Raw genomic sequence first — 18,549 nt, forward strand, 5'->3', positions numbered from 1 at the left:
CCTACGCGGGGAACCTCCGGTCCACCCAGCGCCAGGCCACCTCCAGCAGCGCCGCACCGATCGCCGCGATCGCGACCGCCGTCCAGGGCATCGTCACGCCCACCAGCTTCAGGGCGAAGAAGTCCTGAAGCCAGGGGACGACGAGGACCAGGAGGAAGGCGCCGCCCATCGTGGCGACCAGGGCGATGCGCCACCAGGTGTACGGGCGCGCGACGATCGCCAGGACCCACATGGAGACCAGGAAGAGCGTCAGGGTGGCGGCGCTCGTCTCCGCGTCGAGGGCGCCCGGGCCGCTGTAGTGCGCGCGGGCGATGAGGTACGTGGTGAAGGTGGCCGCCGCCGCGACGATGCCGCCCGGGATCGCGTACCGCATCACCCGTCTCACGAAGTTCGGCTTCGCGCGCTCCTTGTTGGGGGCGAGGGCGAGGAAGAACGCGGGGACGCCGATGGTGAGGGTGGACAGCAGGGTCAGATGCCTCGGCAGGAAGGGGTACTCGACCTGGGAGCAGACCACCAGGACGGCGAGGAGGACGGAGTAGACCGTCTTCGTCAGGAAGAGGGTCGCCACCCGGGTGATGTTGCCGATGACCCGGCGGCCCTCGGCGACCACCGACGGCAGGGTCGCGAAGGAGTTGTTCAGGAGGACGATCTGGGCGACGGCCCGGGTCGCCTCGGAGCCCGAGCCCATCGAGACGCCGATGTCTGCGTCCTTGAGGGCGAGGACGTCGTTGACGCCGTCGCCGGTCATGGCGACCGTGTGCCCGTGGGACTGGAGGGCGCCGACCATGTCCCGCTTCTGTTGCGGGGTGACGCGGCCGAAGACCGCGTTCCGGTCGAGTTCGTCGGCCATCGCCGCCTGCTCGGTGGGCAGGTGGCGGGCGTCGACGGTGTTCTCGGCCCCGGGCAGGCCGAGCTTCCCGGCCACGGCTCCGACGGAGACCGCGTTGTCGCCGGAGATGACCTTGGCGGCCACGTTCTGGTCGGCGAAGTAGGAGAGGGTGTCGGCGGCGTCCGGGCGCAGCCGCTGTTCGAGGACGACGAGCGCGGTCGGGTCGGCGTCCTGAGCCACGTCGGGGGAGTCGAGCTCGCGGGCCGTACGGGCGAGGAGGAGGACCCGGAGCCCCTGCTCGTTGAGATGGTCGATCTCGGTGAGGGTCGGGTCCCCGGCCTTCAGGAGGACGTCGGGGGCGCCGAGGAGCCAGGCGGAGTTCTCGCCGTCGCCCTCGCTGAACGCCGCGCCGCTGTACTTGCGGGCGGAGGAGAAGGGCAGCGACTCGGTGCAGCGCCACTCCTCCGCCTCGGGGTAGGCGTCGATGATGGCCTGGAGCGAGGCGTTGGGGTGCGGGTCGGACTCGCCGAGGGCGCCGAGGACCTTCCGTACGTACTCCTCGTCGCTTCCGTTGAGGGCCCGTAGCTCGGTGATGTCCATGCCGCCCTCGGTCAGCGTGCCCGTCTTGTCGAGGCAGACGACGTCGACACGGGCCAGGCCCTCGATGGCCGGCAGTTCCTGCACGAGGCACTGCTTGCGGCCGAGCCGGATCACACCGATCGCGAAGGCGACGGAGGTGAGGAGGACGAGCCCCTCGGGGATCATCGGGACGATGCCGCCGACGGTCCGGGCGACGGAGTCCTTGAAGTTGGTGTCCTTGACGACCAGCTGGCTGATGATGAGGCCGATCGCGGTCGGGACCATCATCCACGTCACGTACTTGAGGATCGTGGAGATGCCGGAGCGCAGCTCGGAGTGGACGAGGGTGAAGCGGGACGCCTCCTCGGCGAGCTGGGCCGCGTACGCCTCGCGCCCGACCTTGGTGGCGGTGAACGCGCCGCCGCCCGCGACCACGAAAGAGCCCGACATCATCCTGTCGCCGGGCTTCTTCACCACCGGGTCGGCCTCGCCGGTCAGCAGCGACTCGTCGATCTCCAGACTGTCGGCCTCGGCGACCTCGCCGTCCACGACGACCTTGTCGCCGGGTCCGAGCTCGATGAGGTCGCCGAGGACGATCTCGGAGGTGGAGACCTCGGCGGAGACCCCGTCGCGTCGGACCGTCGGTTTCGCCTCACCGATGACGGCCAGACTGTCGAGGGTCTTCTTGGCGCGCAGTTCCTGGATGATGCCGATGCCGGTGTTGGCGACGATCACGAAGCCGAAGAGGCTGTCCTGGATCGGCGCGACGAGGAACATGATCACCCAGAGCACGCCGATGATCGCGTTGAAGCGGGTGAAGACGTTGCCGCGGACGATGTCCACGGTGGAGCGCGAACTGCGGACGGGGACGTCGTTGACCTCGCCGCGGGCGACGCGTTCGGCGACCTCGGCGGAGGTCAGTCCGGCGACGCGGTGGACGACCGGGGGCTCGTCCGCGATCTCACTGCCGTCCGTGTCGATCTTCGCCCGCTGAGTCATGTTTTCGACGGTACGACCGGAAGCGACCGTTCACCCGCCGAGAAGGGTGAACATCAGACCGCGGGAGGACGGAAATCGTCCCGCGGTACTACGCGGATCAAGGAGCGGGATCAGGGGGTGGGCGAGGCGTTCCGCTCGGCTTCGTGCCGCTTGATCGCGGCGTCGCGCTTGCGTACGTACCAGATGCCGATGAGCCCGAGGCCGGCGCCGGCCAGGCAGGTCCACACCCACCAGGTCAGGTCCCGGTCGTCGAACCAGCCGTAGAAGGGGACCTGGACCAGGAAGAGTACGAACCAGAGGATCGTGCCGCCGGTGATGGTGGCGACGACGGGCCCCTCCAGGGGCTCGGGTGCCTCGTGCTTGGGGGTCCACTTCGCCATGCGGTCAGTCTAGGCGGCGGGAAAAGGGGTCTACGCGCGGAGATAGACGCTCGCTCGTTCATGTGTTCATACTGAAACGGTTTGCCTCTGGCGGGTTTCTCTCGTATGAACCGCCAAATTGGACGCCCCGAAGAGGAACCACCCCATGAGCACCACGGCCCCCGCCAAGGCCATATCTCCCGAGCCCGCGCCCGAGTCGCCGCAGCGACCCACCTCCGGACTCGACCGCTTCTTCAAGATCTCCGAGCGCGGGTCGACCGTCGCCCGTGAGGTCCGCGGCGGCTTCGCCACCTTCTTCGCGATGGCCTACATCATCGTGCTGAACCCGATCATCCTCGGCAGCGCCAAGGACATGTACGGGCACCAGCTCGACGGCGGCCAGCTGGTCACCGCGACCGTGCTCACCGCGGCCTTCTCGACGCTCCTCATGGGAGTCATCGGCAACGTCCCGATCGCCCTCGCGGCAGGCCTCGGCGTCAACACCGTCGTCGCCCTCCAGCTCGCGCCGAAGATGTCCTGGCCGGACGCCATGGGCATGGTCGTCCTCGCCGGCCTCGTCGTGATGCTGCTGGTGGCGACGGGCCTGCGCGAGCGCGTGATGAACGCGGTCCCGGTCGGCCTGCGCAAGGGCATCGCGATCGGTATCGGTCTCTTCATCATGCTCATCGGCCTCGTCGACTCGGGCTTCGTCTCCCGTATCCCCGACGCCGCGCACACCACCGTCCCGCTCCAGCTCGGCGGCGACGGTCACCTCAACGGCTGGCCGGTCCTGGTCTTCATCCTGGGCACGCTGCTCACCCTCGCGCTGATCATCCGCAAGGTGCCGGGCGCCATCCTCATCTCCATCGTCGTGATGACGATCGTCGCGATGGTGATCAACGCGGTCGCCACCATCCCGTCCTGGGGTCTCACCACCCCGACCTGGCCCGGGAACCCGGTGGCCTCGCCCGACTTCGGACTGGTCGGCGAGGTGAGCCTGTTCGGCGGCTTCGAGAAGGTCGGGATGCTGACCGGCGTCCTCTTCGTCTTCACCGTGCTGCTGTCCTGCTTCTTCGACGCGATGGGCACCATCCTCGGTGTCGGCGACGAGGCGAAGCTGATCGACAAGGACGGCAACTTCCCCGGCATCAACAAGGTGCTGCTCGTGGACGGTCTGGCCGTGGCGTCCGGCGGTGCCACCTCCTCCTCGGCCACCACCTGCTTCGTGGAGTCCACGGCGGGTGTCGGTGAGGGCGCGCGCACCGGTCTCGCGTCGGTGGTCACCGGCGGTCTGTTCTCGGTCGCGCTGTTCCTGACGCCGCTGGCCACGATGGTCCCGTCCCAGGCGGCGACGCCCGCGCTGCTCGCGGTCGGCTTCCTGATCCTGGCCGGTTCGATCAAGGAGATCGACTGGAGCGACTTCACCATCGCGGTGCCGGCGTTCCTGGCGATGGTGATGATGCCGTTCACGTACTCGATCACGAACGGCATCGGCATCGGCTTCATCGCGTTCAGCGTGCTGAGGCTCGCGACGGGCCGGGGCCGCGAGGTCCCGGTGGCCATGTACGTCGTGTCGGCGGTGTTCGTCTTCTACTACGCGATGCCGGCCCTCGGCCTCACGTGACCCACACGGTCATGACGGAGCGTTCGTGGGCTTGAGCCCGTAGAACTTCTCCGTCTCGTCGACGGCGGTCTGGAACCGGTCGTCGAAATCAGCGCGGATGAGCGTCCGGACCACATAGTCCTGGACGCTCATTCCGCGTTTGGCGGCGTGTCCCTTGAGACGGTCGAGCAGCTCACCGTCGATGCGCAGGCTGAGCACGGTCGATCCCATGCCCGTCAGGGTCGCGGCAGGAACGGGCCCCGTGCGTCACTTTCCGGATCCAGCTCACTCGTTTGGGTGACAGATTCGGTCACGGGCATCCCGAGTGGTATTTAGATTGGGTAATGAGTTATGCTAACGAACATGCCTGACCTGTCCCACGGCACCGCCGACGACGTCGCAGCCGTGAACGAGCTCCGCTCCGCCGTCATGCGACTGAGCCGACGACTCAAGCACCAGCGAGTCGACGAGTCGCTGAGCCCGACCGAGATGTCGGTGCTCGGCACCCTGAAGCTCTGCGGCTCCGCCACCCCCGGTGAGCTGGCCCGCAAGGAGCACGTCCAGCCGCCGTCGATGACCCGCATCGTCGCGCTGCTCGAGGCCAAGGGACTGGTCCGGCTGGAGCCGCACCCCGACGACCGCCGACAGAAGGTCGTCAGCCAGACCGAGCGGGCCGAGGCCATGCTCGAGGAGTCCCGCCGCAAGCGGAACGCCTGGCTGGCATCCCTCGCCGAGGGTCTGGACGAGGACGAATGGGCCAAGCTGCGCGCGGCCGCCCCCGTCCTGGAGAAGCTCGCCCATCTCTAGACCCCCACGCCGAGGAGGCGACGCACTTTGAGTACGGGACCCGGAGCAGACTCCGCACCCGTCCATAAACCCGACACCGACACCCCCGGGCGAGACGGCACGTTCTCCTCGCTCAGGATCCGGAACTACCGGCTGTTCTTCACCGGTGCCATCGTCTCGAACACCGGCACCTGGATGGCCCGTATCACCCAGGACTGGCTGGTCCTGAGCCTCACCGGATCCGCCGCCGCCGTCGGCATCACCACGGCGCTGCAGTTCCTCCCGATGCTGCTCTTCGGCCTCTACGGCGGTGTCATCGCCGACCGCTACCCGAAACGACAGCTCCTTCTGATCAGCCAGGCCGCGCTCGGCCTCTGCGGGCTCGCGCTCGCCGTCCTGACGCTCTCCGGTCACGTCCAGGTCTGGCACGTCTACCTGATCGCCTTCCTGCTCGGCATGGTCACCGTCGTAGACAACCCGGCCCGGCAGTCCTTCGTCTCCGAGATGGTCGGCCCCGACCAGCTGCGCAACGCCGTCTCGCTGAACTCCGCGAACTTCCAGTCCGCCCGGCTCGTCGGCCCGGCGGTCGCCGGTCTGCTGATCGCCACCATCGGCAGCGGCTGGTCGTTCCTGCTCAACGGCCTGTTCTTCCTGGCCCCGCTGGCCGGGCTGCTGATGATGCGGCCCGCCGAACTCCACAAGGTGGAGCGCGCGCCGCGGGGCAAGGGGCAGCTGCGGGAAGGCCTGCGGTACGTGGCCGGGCGGCCGGACCTGATCTGGCCGATCGTCCTCGTGGGCTTCGTCGGCACGTTCGGGTTCAACTTCCCGATCTGGCTCACGGCCTTCGCCGACGACATCTTCCACGTGGGCGCGGGGACGTACGGCTTCCTGAACACGCTCATCGCGGCCGGCTCGCTCGCGGGCGCTCTCTTCGCGGCGCGCCGGGGCAGCACGCGGCTGCGGATGGTGGTCGTCGCGGCGGTGGTCTTCGGGCTGCTGGAGATCGCGGCGGCGGTCTCACCGTCCTTCTGGCTCTTCGCGCTGCTGCTCGTCCCGATCGGCATGTTCGGCCTGACGGTCAACATCACCGCGAACTCGGCGGTCCAGCTGGCGACGGACCCGGCCATGCGGGGGCGGGTCATGAGCCTCTACATGATGGTCTTCGCCGGCGGCACGCCGATCGGCGCGCCGCTGCTCGGCTGGATCACCGACACGTACGGCCCGCGGGTGGGCTTCGCGACGGGCGGCCTGGTCTCGCTCGTGGCGGCGGGCGTGGTGGGCCTGGTGCTTGCGCGGGTCGGCGGCCTGAGGATGGCGTTCGGCTGGCACCGCGGGCACCCGCGGGTGCGGTTCGTGGAACGGGAACGCCTGGCGACGGCGGCGTAGCCGCCTGGGGGGCCGGCGCGCCAACCGTGGCGTGCCGCCCCGGGCGCCGCGGGTCCGCTCCGTGCGTCCCCCGGTGTAGGCACGCGTTCCGCGGGGCGGCTCCCTTCCCCTCCCCGGTGTGCCCACCCGTTCCGCAGGGTGGAACAGATGCCCACAAACGTTCCTCCGGAGGGGAAGGGGACTGCCCGGCGGAATCCGGGCCCAGTCCCCGTGGGAGCGGAGCGTCTGGCCCCGTCCCCCCGTCGTCGTCAGACGCGGCGTTCCAGGACCTGGCCCGGCCAGTCGCCCACCGTGAACGGGGTCGTCCTCGTGAAGCCCTGGCGTTCGTAGTACGACACCAGGCGGCCCTCGCTGCCCGCGAAGCAGTCGACCCGCAGCAGCGAGAGGCCCTGGCGGCGGGTCTCCTCCGCCGCGTGGGCGAGCAGCGCCGCGCCCACGCCCCGGCCGTGGAAGCGCGCGTCCGTCGCCAGGATGTGGACGTAGACCTCCGGCTCGTCCGCCGGCGCCACGTAGGACGCCGGGTGCGGGGTCAGCGTGACCGTTCCCGCCGGGACGCCGTCGATCTCGGCGATCCACGGCGTGCCCTCGGACACGATCTTCTCGACCAGGCTCACCGCCTTCGCGCGGGTCGACCACGGCTCGGTGCCCCACTGGTCGGTGATCCCCTGGCCGTTGAGCCAGACGACGGCACTGTCGAGCATCGCGAGTATCGCGGGGACGTCGTCCGCCCCGCCCTTCCTGATCGTGATCTCCATCCGGTCGACGGTAGCCGCTGACACACTCTGCGCATGAGGCTTTTCGCTGCCGTAGTGCCGCCCCCGGAGCAGCTGACCGAACTCGCCCATGTCGTGGACCGCCTGGCGCACCTGCCCGACGCCGAGCGCCTGCGCTGGACCTCGCGGCCCGGCTGGCACTTCACACTCGCCTTCATGGGCGAGGTCGACGACGAGCTGCTCCCCGAACTCCACGAGAGGCTCGGCCGCGCGGCCCACCGCACCCCGCCGTTCGCCCTGCGTCTGCACGGCGGCGGACACTTCGGCCGGGCGGTGCTGTGGACCGGGGCCGCCGGGGACCTCGACGAGATGCGCCTGCTCGCGGAGCGCGCCGACGCGGCCGCCCGCCGCGCCGGCGTGCCGATGGACGAGCACCGCCGCTACCAGGCGCACCTGACGATCGCGCGCTCGCGCGCCGACGTCGGCCTGGGGCCGTTCGTCGACGCGATGGCCGGATTCGAGGGCACCCGCTGGCAGGTCCCCGAGCTGGCGCTCGTCCGCAGCAACCTCCCCGGCGGTGGTGTGCCGGGGGAGCAGCCGCGGTACGAGACGGTCGGCGCCTGGCCGCTGGGCGGGGCAGGTTAACCTCGAAGGGTGGATCCCAAAACCCGTAACCGGATCATGGCCGGTGTGCTTGTCCTGATGTTCGCGATGATCGCCGTGGCCTCCGTGGTCGGCCAGTAGCGCCGGATCACTCCGGGGTGACGTACGCCCCCGCGATGCCGCCGTCGACCAGGAAGTCCGAGGCCGTGACGAACGACGAGTCGTCGCTGGCCAGGAACGCGGCCGCGGCGGCGATCTCCTCCGGCTCGCCGAACCGGCCCGTGGGGATGTGGACCAGACGGCGGGCGGCGCGTTCCGGGTCCTTGGCGAACAGTTCCCGCAGCAGCGGCGTGTTGACCGGTCCCGGGCAGAGGGCGTTCACACGGATTCCCTCGCGGGCGAACTGGACGCCCAGCTCCCGCGTCATCGCGAGGACGCCGCCCTTGGACGCGGTGTACGAGATCTGCGAGGTCGCCGCGCCCATGCGGGCCACGAACGAGGCCGTGTTGATGATCGAGCCCTTGCCCTGGCGCTGCATGTAGGGGATCACGTACTTGCAGCACAGGAAGACCGACGTGAGGTTGGTCTCCTGGACGCGGCGCCAGGCGTCGAGGCCGGTGGTGAGGATCGAGTCGTCGTCCGGCGGCGAGATGCCCGCGTTGTTGAAGGCGATGTCGATGCGGCCGTACGCCCGGAACGCCTCCTCGTACATGCGCCGCACGTCGGTCTCGTCCGTGACGTCCGTCCTGACGAACAGGCCGCCGGTCTCGTCGGCCGCGGCCTGTCCGGCGGTGGGGTCGACGTCGGCGACGACGATCTTCGCACCCTCGGCGGCCATCCGGCGCACGGTGGCGAGGCCGATGCCGCTGCCCGCTCCGGTCACGACGGCGACCCGGTCCTGAAGCCGGAGGTTCATGTTCATGGTGGTGGTGTCCGTTCCTTCGTGTGCGTACGGGTGGGGGTCAGAGGCGTTCGAAGCCGCGGCGCAGTTCCCAGTCGGTGACCGCCCGGTCGTAGGCGGCCAGTTCCTGCCGGGCGTGGTTGGCGTAGTGGGCCACGACGTCCGGTCCGAAGACCCGGGTGGCCAGCGCGCTGTTCTCCCACAGCTCCAGTGCCTCCCTCAGGTCGCGGGGGGCGTGCGGCGCGTCGACGGCGGTGTAGGCGTTGCCTTCGTGGACGGGCTCCAGGGGGAGGGCGCGGTCGATGCCGTCCAGGCCGGCGGCGATGAGGGCGGCCACCGCGAGGTAGGGGTTGACGTCGCCGCCCGGGAGCCGGTTCTCGACCCGCAGCGAGGGGCCGTGGCCGACGAGGCGCAGCGCGCAGGTCCGGTTGTCCACACCCCACTTGACGGTCGTGGGGGCGAAGCTGCCGGGGACGAAGCGCTTGTACGAGTTGATGTTCGGCGCGTAGAAGAGCGTGAGCTCGCGCAGGGCGGCCAGCTGGCCGGCCAGGAAGTGCTCGCCCAGCGGGGAGAGGCTCCCGGGGCCGTCGCCGGCCAGGACCGGGGTGCCGTCCTCGGCGCGCACGGAGATGTGGATGTGGCAGGAGTTGCCCTCGCGCTCGTTGGGCTTGGCCATGAACGTGAGGCTGCGGCCCGCCTGCGCGGCGATCTCCTTCGCGCCCGTCTTGTAGACGGTGTGGTTGTCGCAGCTCGTCAGCGCCGAGGCGTAGCGGAAGACGATCTCGTGCTGGCCGAGGTTGCACTCGCCCTTGGCGGACTCGACGTACATGCCCGCCGCCGTCATCGACATACGGATGCGGCGCAGCAGCGGTTCGACCCGGGAGGTGCCGAGGACCGAGTAGTCCACGTTGTACTGGTTGGCGGGCGTCAGGTCGCGGTAGTTCTTCCGCCACGCCTCTTCGTAGGTGTCCTCGTACACGACGAACTCGAGCTCCGTGCCCACCATCGCCTGCCAGCCGCGGGCGGCCAGCCGGTCGGTCTGGGCACGCAGGATCTGACGGGGGGAGGCGGCGACCGGGTCGCCGCCCTCCCACCGGAGGTCGGCGAGGACCAGGGCGGAGCCCTCGTGCCAGGGCAGCAGCCGCAGCGTCGAGAGGTCGGGCACGAGGACGAAGTCCCCGTAGCCGCGGTCCCAGGAGGACATGGCGTATCCGTCGACGGGGTTCATCTCGACGTCCACGGCCAGCAGGTAGTTGCAGCCCTCCGTGTGCCCCTCGGCGACCTCGTCGAGGAAGTACTCGGCGGACAGCCTCTTGCCCTGGAGGCGGCCCTGCATGTCGGTGAAGGCGAGGACGACCGTGTCGATCTCCTCGGCCGCCACGCGCTCGCGGAGCTCGTCGAGGCCGAGCATCCCTGTGCGCTTCGTCATGATCTGCTCCACGGTTCTGCGGTTGAGGTCTGCTGCGGGTTCAGAGGGTGTACGCGCGGGTGGCGAGGGTGATCCCGGACGCCTCGCCGGACCAGGTCACGGTCGCCGGGCGGGGGACGTGCAGGGCGTCGGCGGGAAGGGCCGGGGTCTGGGCCACGACCCGCAGGGGCAGCGGCCCTTCACCCCGTACGCGCAGGGTGATGTCGGTGCCCTGCGTGCCGGGCGCGGCCATGATGAAGCCCCATCCCCATGCTCCGGCCTCGGGGCTGCGGTTGCGGCCGCCCGGGAGGTCCGTCGCGCCGTGCCGCGCGCCGACGACCTCCGCCCGTTCGGTGTCGGCGTACAGCATCAGCTGGGTGGGCGCGCCGTCCTGCGCTCCGAGGTGCAGGGTGAGGGTGCGGACCCCGTCGGCCCCGCGCCGGTCCTCGCGGACCTTCAGGGTCGGCAGCGGTACGGCGGCCGCCGGCGCCGGGCCGACCCGCCAGGTGTCGGGCTCGGTCAGGGGCGGGAAGCGGCGCACCAGACCCGTCGCGTCGGAGGTCACGTACCGGGCGACCCAGGGGTCGGGGTTCCCGCCGTCGCTGAGCCATTGCGCCGTGCCGGCGTCGGCGTCCACCGCGTACATCAGGCTGACCTGGGCGGGGTGGCGCGCATCGGTCCGGTCGACGACCACTCCGGCGCCGAGCAGGGCGCCACCGAGGAGCGCCGCCGCGCAGAAGCCGGCCAGGACGCGCCGGCCCGGCAGCACCGGGGTGGCCGGTACGACGACGGGGGCGGCCACGAGGACGACGACGGCCAGCGGCACCGAGGCGTACACCAGGCCCACGGTGGTGAAGAGCATGAGCACGATCGGGGTGAGCAGCGCGGCGGCGGGGATCGCGGCGAGCGCCGCGCAGGCGCCGCGCCACGGTGAACGGTGGGGCAGCCGGGCCGAGACGACGAGACCGGCGGCGCCGGCCAGCGCGGGCCAGGCGAAGAGGTACGAGGCGCCGGGGAAGACCAGCGCGGTGACCACGGCGAGGAGCGTGAAGAGGGCGGTGACTCCGGCGGCCAGTTCGAGGGCGGTACGGGCGGTACGGGCCGGGCGGCCCGCGCGGTGCCGTCGGACGCGGCGCAGGAACGCGGTCCACGCCCAGGTCAGCGCCACGGCCACGAGGGTCAGGCCGAGGGCGGGGAGTTCCGGCCGGTACGGGTCGCCCAGCATGAGGCCCCGGTAGTCGGGGCGGAGCAGGGTGAGCAGCTCCCAGCCGAGCCAGCCGGTGGCGGCGGCGCCGAGCAGCGGCAGCGGCAGGCCGCCGACCACCGCCCCGACGGCCCGCAGTCGGATCGCTCCGCGCCGGCGGGCGAACCACAGGGCGGCGGCGAGGCCGAGCACGGTCGCTCCGGCGAGCGGCAGGACCAGTGCGGCCGGGTAGTGCAGCAGCAGGCCGAAGAGGCTGAAGTAGGTGGCGCCGTCGTGCCCGGAGACCTGCCCGAGGTCGCTCGCGGCGAGCGCGCGGGCCGAGGACAGGGCGGTGGAGCCCATGTCCTGGAGGCTGGAGCGGTCGATGTTCGCCAGGTTGTCCTGCGGGGTGTGGTACTTCGCGGAGCCGCCGAGCACCGCGAAGTTGAGGCCGGTCAGGCCGGTACGGCGAAGCTCCGAGAGGTCGGTGTCCTGCGCCAGCAGACGATAGATCTCGTACGAGAACGAGGTGGCGACCGGAGGTTCCTCGGCCAGCGTCGGGATCAGGGCGCTGTTGTGCGCGCCGGTCTCGAACATCACCACGCGCCCGGACGTGCCGCGCGCCTCCAGGTTGATCACCACGGTGCGGTCGGCGTCGGTGACGCCGGCCGCGGTGAACGCCCGGGCCCCCATCAGGCCCGGTTCCTCGCCGTCCGTGAAGAGGAAGGTGATGTCGTTGCGCGGGGCGGGGCCGGAGGTCAGCGCGCGGGCGGACTCCAGGAGGGAGGAGACGCCGAGGCCGTCGTCGGAGGCGCCGGGGCCGATCTCGACGGAGTCGTAGTGCGCGACCAGGAGCACGCGGCCGGTCGGGTCGGTGCCCGGCAGGGTGGCGCTGATGTTCTGGACGTGGGCGGAGAGGGCCGCCCCGGAGCCGGTGTCGGTGCTGACCGCGCTGTCGACGCGGGGGGTGAGCCCGAGGGAACGGAGTTCGGCGACGAGCCTGTCGCGGACCTTGTCGTGCTCGGCGGTGCCGAGGGGGTGGGGATGGTCGGAGAGCGAGGCGAGCTTCGCATGGGCGCGCTCGGCCGAGAAGGCGCTCGCGGGGGCGTCGGCGGGGAGCGGGGCGGGTCCGGCGACGGTGGTCCAGGCGCTGACGGCGGCGGCGGTGGCGGCGAGCGCGACCACCAGGGCCTGCGCGCGGCGGCGGGGGCGCGCCGCGACACGGGACGCCTTCGAGGGGGGCTCGGGCACCTGCTGCGAGGCGGGCGCGGCCCCGTCCTGCGACGGGTCCGCCGCCGGGCCCTCGGCCGTGGCGGCCTCGGCGGGGGCGGTCCCGCCGTCGTGCGTGTCGGCGGTGTCGTCGTCGTTCGTTTCGCCGGCCTTGTCCTGGTGCGGCTCGATGTCCAGGCTCCTCGGCGGCAGCATCACCAGCGCCGTCACCGTCACGGCGGTCATCAGGGCCGCCGACATCAGGAACGGAGCCCGCAGCCCGAAGTGGTCCGCGACCACGCCGCCGACCAGGCCGCCGACGGGGGACACGCCGTTGACGACGAGCCGGTAGGCGCCGTTGACGCGGCCGAACAGCTCGGTGGGGACCAGGACCTGACGCAGCGAGATGGTGACGACGTTCGCCAGTGAGATGGCGGCGCCGACCAGGCTCAGCGTGCCGGCGGCGAGGAACGGGTCGTTCGTCAGGCCGGGGACCAGAAATGCCGGCGGGCAGAGCGCGAACGCCAGTTGGAGGGTGCGGCCACGGCCGATCCGCTTCACCACGAGCGGCGCGACGAGCAGGCCGACGAGTCCGCCCACCGCGACGAGGACCATGAGCAGCCCGTACGCGTTCTCGCCGATACGCAGGGTCTCCAGGGCGTACAGGACGGCGATGGACAGTACGGCGAGGATGGAGAAGTTCAGCGTCCCGATCAGTACGCAGACGGTGCGCAGCGTGCGGTGGCCGCGCAGCCAGCGGATGCCCTCGGCGGTCTGCTCCCGCAGCCTGCGGAACGTCATCCGCTCGGCCGGCGCGGCCGCGTTGTCCTTCGCGGCCGCCGTACCCGCCGCCCCCGACCGGCGGATCGAGAGGATCAGCAGCGCCGAGAGCCCGAAGGAGATCGTGTCCAGGGCGAAGGGCAGCGCGTGCGAGGTGGAGAACAGGAACGCTCCGAGGGGCGCTCCGAGGAACTCGGTGGTGACGAACTGCCCACCCATCAGACGGCTGTTGGCCGAGTCCAGCGAGGCGCTGCCCGCCACGTCGGGCACGACCGCCTGGGACAGGTTCTCCGCGAGCGTCTCGATGGAGCTGAGGACGAACGCGGTGACGGCGAGGACCGTGATGCCCACGCCCCCGGTGAACGCCAGCAGGGCGAACAGCCCGATGACGGCGGCTCGCGCGAGGTCGCAGAGCCACAGCGCCCGCCACCGGTCGACGGAGTCGGCGAGCGTCCCGGCGAAGGGACCCACGAACAGCCACGGCAGCCGCGAGGCCACCGTCACCAGCGCCACCAGGAACGGGTCCTCGGTCAGCGCGGCGGCGAAGACCGCGAACGCGGTGATCCGGATGCCGTCGCCGAGCCCGGAGAGCGTGGTGGCGCTCCACAGGCGGCGGAAGCCGCCGGCGAATCCGCCGCGGCTCGCGGCCGCCGGCGCCATGGTCTGCGTCGCCACGGTCTGGCCTTTCTGTCGGGTCGGGTCGGGTCGGGGTGGGATCGGGTCGGGGTGGGCCGGAGTGGAGGGTTCCCGTGCGGGTGGCGGCCGGTCGCGGTCGGTCGCCACCGGTCGCGGTCGGGACGGGTGCACGGCTCGGCAGTACGGCCCGGGCGTTCGAGCCCGGGAACGGGCAGCAGACGGTCAGGCGCGCAGGCCCGCGTCCACCTCGGCCGCGGACATGCGCTGCACCGTCAGGACCAGCTCGGCGACGCGGTCGATGTCGATACCGGCCTCGACGCCCTGCGCCCGGACCAGGTCCGCGAGGGCCGCCACGGTCGGCGCCTCGATGAAGAAGTGCAGGGGCAGTTCGATCCGGAACAGCTGCCGGATGTTGGAGACCACGAGCGTCGCCAGCAGCGAGTGGCCGCCCAGGGTGAAGAAGTCGTCGTGCACGCCGATGCCGGGAACGTCGAGCGCCTGCTCCCAGACGCCGGCGAGGACCCGCTGGACGTCGTCCGACGGCGCCACCCGCTCGGCGCCCGTGGCGGGACCGCCCGCGCCGGGCAGTGGCAGCGCCGCGCGGTCGACCTTGCCGTTCGGGGTCAGCGGGAAGGCGTCCAGGACGGTGTACGAGGACGGGATCATGGGGGTCGGGACGATCCGGCCGAGGTGGCGGCGGAGCGCGTCCGCGCCCGGCACGGTCGTGCCCTCGGCGGCCGTGACGTACGCGGCCAGGCTCAGGTCGCCCTGGCGGTCGGGCAGGGCGAGGACGGTGGCCTCGGCGACCGACGGGTGGGTGCGCAGCGCGGTCTCCACCTCGGCGGGCTCCACCCGGTAGCCGCGGATCTTGACCTGGTGGTCGAGCCGGCCGAGGAACTCCAGCGTGCCGTCCGCCTTCCAGCGGGCCCGGTCGCCGGTGCGGTACAGCCGCTCGCCGGGAGCGAAGGGATGGGGCACGTAGCGTTCCGCGGTCTGCCCGGGGCGGTCGAGGTATCCGCGCGCCAACTGCACGCCTCCGATGAGGAGTTCACCGGCGACACCGATCGGCTGGATGCGGCCGAGCTCGTCCAGGACGTACAGCTTCACGCCCGCGATCGGCGAGCCGATCGGCACCGGCTGCGGAACCGGCACGGGCACCCGGTGCATGGCCACGTCGATGGTGGACTCGGTGGGGCCGTAGCAGTTGTAGAGGTCCGCGTGCGGGGCGAGTTCGAGGAACCGGCCGGCGAGTTCGGCGGTCAGCTCCTCGCCGCCGCTCTGCGCGACGCGCAGGGTGCGCGCGGCCTCCGCGAAGCCGGGCTCGGCGACCACCGGGCGGAGCGTCGAGGGGACGAAGTCGGTGGCCGTGACCCCGTGGCGGACCAGCACCTCGTGGACGTAGCGGGCGTCGGTGTTCCGGCGCGGCAGGGCCATCACCTGGCGGGCGCCGCTCAGCGGCGGGACCAGGATCTCCCACAGGGAGGGGTCGGCGGTGATCGGGGTCTTGTGCAGGACGGTGTCGTCCGGTCCGAACCCGATCGAGTCGATCATCTCGCGCACCCGGTTGGAGATCGCGCGGTGCGGTACGACGACACCCTTGGGCTGTCCGGTCGAGCCCGAGGTGTAGAGGACGTACGCGGCGTTGTCCGGGGTGAGCGCGAGGCTCGGCCGGGTGGCCGGACGCTCGGCGAGGGCGGTGCCCAGGGTGTCGAGGGCGACGGTCTCCACCGCGGTGTCGCGGCCGGGCGGGGTGACGGCCGGGATCCGGTCGGCCAGCTCGGCGAGGGTCAGCACCCGGACCGTACGGGCGTCGCGGATGAGCTGCTCGTGGCGGTCGGCGGGGTGGTCCGGCTCCAGCGGCACGTACACGGCGCCGGCCTTGAACACACCGAACAGGGCCACCATGAAGTCGAGTCCGCGCGGCAGGCACAGGCCCACCCGGTCCTCGGTGCGCACCCCGGTGTCCCGGAGCCAGTGAGCCAGCCGGCTGGACCGCTCGTCCAGCTCGCGGAAGGTGAGGGAGGGGGAGGGGACGGTGTCGTCGCCGGAGTCGGCGATGACGGCCACCGCGTCGGGGGTGGCGGCGACCTGGTCGGCGAACCAGTCGGTGAGCAGCCGGGGCGGGCAGGCCGCGCCGGCCGGGCCGCTCATCGAAAGCAGCCGGTCGCGCTGGGCGTCGGACATCACCGGCAGCTCGCGGACGTCCGCGGAGCCGTCGGCGGCGACCGCCGCGAGGACCGTCTCGACCGCCTCGCCGAGCCGGGCGGCCGTGTCGGCGTCGTAGAGGTCGAGGGCGTAGCCGAGCCAGCCGGACAGACCGCCGTCGGGGGTCGGCGAGAACTCCAGGGTCAGATCCAGGTCGGCGCCCGCGCTGGTGGTGTCGGCGATCTCCACCTCGACGCCGGGCAGCCGCAGTTCGCCGAAGGGCACGTTGCGCAGGGCGAGCAGGGTGTGCAGCAGCGCGCCGCCACGGCCCGCGCCCTGCCCGTCGCCGGTCGCCTGCGCGATCCGCTCGTACGGGACGTCCTGGTGGCTCATGGCGGCCAGCGTCCGTGCGCCCGCCTGGCGCAGCAGCGCGCGGAACGGGGCGGCGCCGTCCACGTCGAGGCGGAGCGGCAGGGTGTTGACGAAGAAGCCGACGAGACGCTCCAGTTCGGGGCGGGAGCGGCCCGCGACGGGGGCGCCGACGACCAGGTCCCGCTGGCCGGACCAGCGGTGCAGGACCACCGCGTACGCGGCGAGCAGGACGCTGAACAGGGTGGTCTGCTCGGACTGTCCAAGCGCGGTGAGGCGGGCGGTCAGGTCGGGCGAGAGCCGCAGCGGCACGGCGCCGCCCCGGTACGAGGGCTCGGTGGGCCGGGTCCGGTCGCCGGGCAGGTGCAGTTCGGCTGCGCCCTCCAGGGCCTCGCGCCAGTACGCGAGGTGTTCGCCGGCCTCCTCGCCGTCGGCCCGCTCGCGCTGCCAGGCGGCGAAGTCCGCGTACTGCACCGGCAGTTCGGGCAGGACGGCGGCACGGCCCTCGGCCGCCGCGGTGTACGCCTCCATCAGCTCGTCGACCAGCACGCCGAGGGACCAGCCATCGACCGCGATGTGGTGCACGCACAGGGCGAACACCCAGGACCGGGTCCCCTGGGACTCCCCGCCGACCCGCCAGAGGCCCGCGCGCAGCAGACCGGGCACGGCGAGGTCGAACGGCCGCGTGGTGAGCTCCGCGACCAGGGCGTCGACCTCGGCGGCGGCCACGTCCTCGGCCACCAGGCCGACGGTGACCGCGCCCGGGCCGTGGACGACCTGCGTCAGGCCCTGGTCGGGGGTCAGTTCGAAGCCGGTGCGCAGCGCCTCGTGCCGGTCGACCACGGTCCCCAGGGCCGTGCGCAGAGCGTCCTCGTCCAGCTCGCCGCGCAGCCGCAGCACGATGGGCAGCAGGTACGTGACGGCGTCGGGGGCCATCTCGTGCTGGAAGTACAGCCGCTCCTGGCCCTGGGAGGCGCGATGGCGGCTGACGCCGGGTGTGCGCGGCAGCCGGGGCACGGCGTCCTGCCGCGCCCGACCCCGGGCGAGCCGCAGGCTCAGCAGGGCGCGCCGCTCCGGGGACAGCTCGCTGATCGCGCGGTTCAACTCGGACATCGGTCGGTCACTCCTGGGGCGTCAAGGTCGGCGTCATGGTCGGCGGCGGGCGGCGGGCGGCGGGCGGCGGGATCGCCTCGGGCGGTGGGGTGCTCGGGCGCGGCTCAGAGCAGGTCGAAGTCGACGATCAGCACGTCGCGGTGGGCGGGCGCCGTGGGGTCCACCGGCTGCAGAGCGGTGACGTCGTGCAGGACGCGGCGGTCGTCCACCAGGAGCTGGTCGCCCCCCTCGGCCAGCGTCACGGCGAGCAGCTGCTCACCGTCCTCGCTGTACAGGGAGGACTCGCCGCCGACGACGTTGTGCCGGTTGACCAGCAGCGAGGTGACGTACGTCGAGCCGTCGCGGTGCCTGCCCTGCGGGGCGGGCTTGCCGACCTGGCCGGGGCTGGTCACGATGCGGAACGGATGCAGCTTCACGTCCCACGCCGAGACGCCCTCGGCGGCGGAGAAGATCCGGCCCAGGGTGAGCACCGTCGCCCGCGTCAGCGGATCGGCGAGGAACTCCTCGGTGAGCGGGTCGAAGTGCCGCTGCTGACCGCCGTTGAGCGGGTTGACGGTGAGGTCCTGCGCGTAGGGGGCGTGCGGCTGGGCGGTCAGCGTCCCGGCGGCGGCGTCGAGGTGGAAGTGACCGTAACGGCGGTAGCGGTAGGTGCCGTTGTCGCGCATGTAGCGGTCGACGGTGAGGTCGTCCCAGTGGCGGGCGAAGCGGGCCCAGTCCTCGGCGCCGGCGCCGACGAGCTCGGACTGCGGGGCGGCGGACAGCAGGTGGTATCCCTGGGCGGACAGGTCGTCCGCCGCGCGGGACTCGGCGGCGGCAAGCGTGGTCGGGGCGAACGCGTCGGACACGGTGGGCTGCCTCTCACTGGCTCGGGAGCACGGTCCGTCCGTACGTCCACGCTTCCGATCCTGGCCGCGCCCACCGATCCGCAGCAGTCGGGGGAACCCCTGA

At 72.1% G+C, this 18,549-nt stretch carries 13 protein-coding genes; 4 read left to right on the forward strand and 9 right to left on the reverse strand.

Going from position 1 to position 18,549, the window contains the following annotated elements:
* Nucleotide 1: 1 nt before the first annotated feature.
* Both ACFC0D_RS12205 and ACFC0D_RS12210 read right to left on the reverse strand, forming a co-directional pair.
* The gene (locus ACFC0D_RS12205; protein WP_376433864.1) at nt 2-2,407 is read right to left on the reverse strand and encodes an HAD-IC family P-type ATPase; all 2,406 of its coding nucleotides are present in this window, start codon (nt 2,405-2,407) and stop codon (nt 2-4) included.
* A gap of 110 nt (nt 2,408-2,517) precedes the next feature.
* A complete protein-coding gene (locus ACFC0D_RS12210; RefSeq protein WP_362369515.1) occupies nt 2,518-2,787 on the reverse strand; it encodes a DUF2530 domain-containing protein in 270 nt (89 codons plus the stop codon).
* Between the two features lie 145 nt (nt 2,788-2,932).
* Here ACFC0D_RS12210 and ACFC0D_RS12215 point away from each other — a divergent pair, with 145 nt between their 5' ends.
* Nucleotides 2,933-4,390 (forward strand): NCS2 family permease, encoded by a 1,458-nt coding sequence (locus ACFC0D_RS12215; RefSeq protein WP_376433867.1) that lies wholly within the window; start codon nt 2,933-2,935, stop codon nt 4,388-4,390.
* Between the two features lie 9 nt (nt 4,391-4,399).
* On the opposite strand, the gene ACFC0D_RS12220 is transcribed toward ACFC0D_RS12215, so the two are convergent.
* Complete coding sequence (locus tag ACFC0D_RS12220) at nt 4,400-4,600, reverse strand: ribbon-helix-helix protein, CopG family (RefSeq protein ID WP_362369521.1); 201 nt, start codon at nt 4,598-4,600, stop codon at nt 4,400-4,402.
* A gap of 132 nt (nt 4,601-4,732) precedes the next feature.
* Between ACFC0D_RS12220 and ACFC0D_RS12225 the strand changes: the two genes are divergently transcribed.
* Nucleotides 4,733-5,176 (forward strand): MarR family transcriptional regulator, encoded by a 444-nt coding sequence (locus ACFC0D_RS12225; RefSeq protein WP_329117645.1) that lies wholly within the window; start codon nt 4,733-4,735, stop codon nt 5,174-5,176.
* Nucleotides 5,177-5,203: 27 nt separating this feature from the next.
* Entirely contained in the window at nt 5,204-6,541 is a 1,338-nt protein-coding gene (locus ACFC0D_RS12230) for an MFS transporter (protein WP_376433870.1), read from the forward strand.
* A 248-nt stretch (nt 6,542-6,789) separates the two neighbouring features.
* Here the strand turns inward: ACFC0D_RS12230 and ACFC0D_RS12235 are convergent, their stop codons facing one another.
* Nucleotides 6,790-7,296, reverse strand: a complete 507-nt coding sequence (locus tag ACFC0D_RS12235; RefSeq protein WP_376433872.1) for a GNAT family N-acetyltransferase — start codon at nt 7,294-7,296, stop codon at nt 6,790-6,792.
* A 33-nt stretch (nt 7,297-7,329) separates the two neighbouring features.
* On the opposite strand from ACFC0D_RS12235, the gene thpR reads away from it, so the two are divergent.
* Nucleotides 7,330-7,899 carry an RNA 2',3'-cyclic phosphodiesterase gene (gene thpR / locus ACFC0D_RS12240; protein WP_376433874.1) on the forward strand — a complete coding sequence of 190 codons (570 nt, stop codon included), beginning with the start codon at nt 7,330-7,332 and terminating at the stop codon, nt 7,897-7,899.
* 106 nt (nt 7,900-8,005) lie between these two features.
* On the opposite strand, the gene ACFC0D_RS12245 is transcribed toward thpR, so the two are convergent.
* The 5 genes from ACFC0D_RS12245 to ACFC0D_RS12265 all read right to left on the reverse strand — a co-directional run bounded on the left by ACFC0D_RS12245 (nt 8,006) and on the right by ACFC0D_RS12265 (nt 18,446).
* Nucleotides 8,006-8,779: a 3-oxoacyl-ACP reductase gene (locus ACFC0D_RS12245; protein WP_376433876.1), complete on the reverse strand. Its 774-nt coding sequence runs from the start codon at nt 8,777-8,779 to the stop codon at nt 8,006-8,008.
* Between the two features lie 40 nt (nt 8,780-8,819).
* Complete coding sequence (locus ACFC0D_RS12250; protein ID WP_376433878.1) at nt 8,820-10,187, reverse strand: glutamine synthetase family protein; 1,368 nt, start codon at nt 10,185-10,187, stop codon at nt 8,820-8,822.
* Nucleotides 10,188-10,227: 40 nt separating this feature from the next.
* Complete coding sequence (locus tag ACFC0D_RS12255) at nt 10,228-14,013, reverse strand: MFS transporter (RefSeq protein ID WP_376433880.1); 3,786 nt, start codon at nt 14,011-14,013, stop codon at nt 10,228-10,230.
* A 183-nt stretch (nt 14,014-14,196) separates the two neighbouring features.
* Nucleotides 14,197-17,601, reverse strand: a complete 3,405-nt coding sequence (locus tag ACFC0D_RS12260) for an amino acid adenylation domain-containing protein (RefSeq protein ID WP_376433882.1) — start codon at nt 17,599-17,601, stop codon at nt 14,197-14,199.
* A 104-nt stretch (nt 17,602-17,705) separates the two neighbouring features.
* The gene (locus ACFC0D_RS12265; RefSeq protein ID WP_376433884.1) at nt 17,706-18,446 is read right to left on the reverse strand and encodes a 2OG-Fe dioxygenase family protein; all 741 of its coding nucleotides are present in this window, start codon (nt 18,444-18,446) and stop codon (nt 17,706-17,708) included.
* Nucleotides 18,447-18,549: the final 103 nt, after the last annotated feature.

The organism is Streptomyces sp. NPDC056222 (assembly GCF_042264065.1).
Lineage (GTDB): Bacteria > Actinomycetota > Actinomycetes > Streptomycetales > Streptomycetaceae > Streptomyces.

What these genes read in the sequence shown, in the direction of transcription:
- ACFC0D_RS12205 (WP_376433864.1), bottom strand. Translation starts at nt 2,407, where the DNA reads ATGACTCAGCGGGCGAAGATCGACACGGACGGCAGTGAGATCGCGGAC.
- ACFC0D_RS12210 (WP_362369515.1), bottom strand. Translation starts at nt 2,787, where the DNA reads ATGGCGAAGTGGACCCCCAAGCACGAGGCACCCGAGCCCCTGGAGGGG.
- ACFC0D_RS12215 (WP_376433867.1), top strand. Translation starts at nt 2,933, where the DNA reads ATGAGCACCACGGCCCCCGCCAAGGCCATATCTCCCGAGCCCGCGCCC.
- ACFC0D_RS12220 (WP_362369521.1), bottom strand. Translation starts at nt 4,600, where the DNA reads ATGGGATCGACCGTGCTCAGCCTGCGCATCGACGGTGAGCTGCTCGAC.
- ACFC0D_RS12225 (WP_329117645.1), top strand. Translation starts at nt 4,733, where the DNA reads ATGCCTGACCTGTCCCACGGCACCGCCGACGACGTCGCAGCCGTGAAC.
- ACFC0D_RS12235 (WP_376433872.1), bottom strand. Translation starts at nt 7,296, where the DNA reads ATGGAGATCACGATCAGGAAGGGCGGGGCGGACGACGTCCCCGCGATA.
- thpR (WP_376433874.1), top strand. Translation starts at nt 7,330, where the DNA reads ATGAGGCTTTTCGCTGCCGTAGTGCCGCCCCCGGAGCAGCTGACCGAA.
- ACFC0D_RS12245 (WP_376433876.1), bottom strand. Translation starts at nt 8,779, where the DNA reads ATGAACATGAACCTCCGGCTTCAGGACCGGGTCGCCGTCGTGACCGGA.
- ACFC0D_RS12250 (WP_376433878.1), bottom strand. Translation starts at nt 10,187, where the DNA reads ATGACGAAGCGCACAGGGATGCTCGGCCTCGACGAGCTCCGCGAGCGC.
- ACFC0D_RS12260 (WP_376433882.1), bottom strand. Translation starts at nt 17,601, where the DNA reads ATGTCCGAGTTGAACCGCGCGATCAGCGAGCTGTCCCCGGAGCGGCGC.